The following is a 2,500-nucleotide window of genomic DNA, read 5'->3' as shown; positions in this document are numbered from 1 at the left end:
CCAACCCTTGTGGAGGGAGCCGTCGAAGGTGGGATCGGCGATTGGGACGAAGTCGTAACAAGGTAGCCGTACCGGAAGGTGCGGCTGGATCACCTCCTTTCTAAGGAGCACTTCTACGTAACTCTTCGAATAGTCGGATGATGTTGCGTCAGAGACCGTTTCGGACCCGAATGTGGTCCGGCGGCAGCTCATGGGTGGAACATTGACATGTGCCGGCTTAGGGCCGGATGTAGTCGACACACTGTTGGGTCCTGAAAGAACACGCGTTCTTTCTAGGCAAAAATACGATCCACTCGGATCTTCGGTTAGTACCGCAGAGTTTCGCTCTGGCCGGCTTCGGGACAACGTTCGAGTGGGTGTGTTGTTTGAGAACTGCACAGTGGACGCGAGCATCTTTGTTAGTAAGTGTTTAAGAGCGTACGGTGGATGCCTTGGCACCAGGAGCCGATGAAGGACGTAGTAGGCTGCGATAAGCCTCGGGGAGCTGTCAAACGAGCTGAGATCCGAGGATTTCCGAATGGGGAAACCCAGCACGAGTGATGTCGTGTTACCCGCATCTGAATATATAGGGTGTGTGGAGGGAACGTGGGGAAGTGAAACATCTCAGTACCCACAGGAAGAGAAAACAACCGTGATTCCGTGAGTAGTGGCGAGCGAAAGCGGATGAGGCTAAACCGTGTGGATGTGATAGCCGGCAGGCGTTGTCCATGCGGGGTAGTGGGGCTCATTTTCTCGATTCTGCCGAGTCGAGCAACAGTCAGAAAAGTTCTCGTTAGTTGAAGTGGTCTGGAACGGCCTGCCATAGACGGTGATAGCCCGGTAAGCGAAAACGATTGCTCTGTTGTAGTGAGTACCCGAGTAGCAGCGGGCCCGTGAAATCTGCTGTGAATCTGCCGGGACCACCCGGTAAGCCTGAATACTCCCTGGTGACCGATAGCGGACTAGTACCGTGAGGGAAAGGTGAAAAGTACCCCGGGAGGGGAGTGAAATAGTACCTGAAACCGTGCGCTTACAATCCGTCAGAGCCTTTGGACAGTTCAGTCTGTCGGGGGTGATGGCGTGCCTTTTGAAGAATGAGCCTGCGAGTTAGTGGCATGTGGCGAGGTTAACCCGTGTGGGGTAGCCGTAGCGAAAGCGAGTCCGAATAGGGCGATCGAGTCGCATGTTCTAGACCCGAAGCGGAGTGATCTACCCATGGCCAGGGTGAAGCGACGGTAAGACGTCGTGGAGGCCCGAACCCACTTAGGTTGAAAACTGAGGGGATGAGCTGTGGGTAGGGGTGAAAGGCCAATCAAACTCCGTGATAGCTGGTTCTCCCCGAAATGCATTTAGGTGCAGCGTCGCGTGTTTCACACCGGAGGTAGAGCTACTGGATGGTCTAGGGGGCCCACAAGCTTACCGAAATCAGCCAAACTCCGAATGCCGGTGTGTGAGAGCGCGGCAGTGAGACTGCGGGGGATAAGCTTCGTAGTCGAGAGGGAAACAGCCCAGATCGCCGGCTAAGGCCCCTAAGCGTGTACTAAGTGGAAAAGGATGTGGGGTCGCGAAGACAACCAGGAGGTTGGCTTAGAAGCAGCCACCCTTGAAAGAGTGCGTAATAGCTCACTGGTCAAGTGATCCTGCGCCGACAATGTAGCGGGGCTCAAGTACACCGCCGAAGCCGCGGCATTCACACATGACACCGATTTTCTCCTGCGGGGGATTGTCCAGTGGTGTGGATGGGTAGGGGAGCGTCGTGTGGCCATGGAAGCGGCGGAGTGATCCAGCCGTGGAGGCCATGCGAGTGAGAATGCAGGCATGAGTAGCGAAAGACGAGTGAGAAACTCGTCCGCCGAATGACCAAGGGTTCCTGGGCCAGGTTAATCCGCCCAGGGTGAGTCGGGACCTAAGGCGAGGCCGACAGGCGTAGTCGATGGACAACGGGTTGATATTCCCGTACCCGTGTATCCGCGCCAAATACTGAATCAGTTGTGCTAAGTATCCAAATCCCACGAGAAGACCTTCGGGTCTCGAGTTGGGGGCTGCATATGACCCTGGCTGTAGTAGGTAAGCGATGGGGTGACGCAGGAAGGTAGCTGGGCCAGTCAGTGGTTGTACTGGTGTAAGCCTGTAGGGCGCAACATAGGCAAATCCGTGTTGCATATAGCCTGAGAGGTGATGCGTAGCCGATTGAGGCGAATTCAGTGATCCTATGCTGCCGAGAAAAGCCTCTAGTGAGTTGGTACACGGCCCGTACCCCAAACCGACACAGGTGGTCAGGTAGAGAATACTAAGGCGATCGAGAGAACTGTGGTTAAGGAACTCGGCAAAATGCCCCCGTAACTTCGGGAGAAGGGGGACCCGGCCTGGTGAACACCTTTACGGTGGGAGCTGGTCTGGGTCGCAGAGACCAGAGAGAAGCGACTGTTTACTAAAAACACAGGTCCGTGCGAAGTCGTAAGACGATGTATACGGACTGACGCCTGCCCGGTGCCGGAAGGTTAAGAGGACCGGTTAGCGC

2 rRNA genes (both only partly in view) are annotated in these 2,500 nt (G+C 55.6%); both read left to right on the top strand.

What is annotated here, in order from left to right:
- A 16S ribosomal RNA gene (locus tag AB0I43_RS40675) occupies positions 1 to 100 on the top strand; it begins 1,417 nt to the left of the window's first position.
- Positions 101 to 399: 299 nt separating this feature from the next.
- Positions 400 to 2,500, top strand: a 23S ribosomal RNA gene (locus tag AB0I43_RS40670) (it continues 1,126 nt past the right edge of the window).
- Together the 16S and 23S rRNA genes form the textbook arrangement of a ribosomal RNA operon.

The sequence above is a fragment of the Nocardia sp. NPDC050435 genome (genome assembly GCF_040655395.1).
In the GTDB taxonomy this organism is placed as follows: domain Bacteria; phylum Actinomycetota; class Actinomycetes; order Mycobacteriales; family Mycobacteriaceae; genus Nocardia.
Note: the sequence above shows the minus strand (reverse complement) of the source record. Positions and strands in the feature narration are given on the sequence as shown.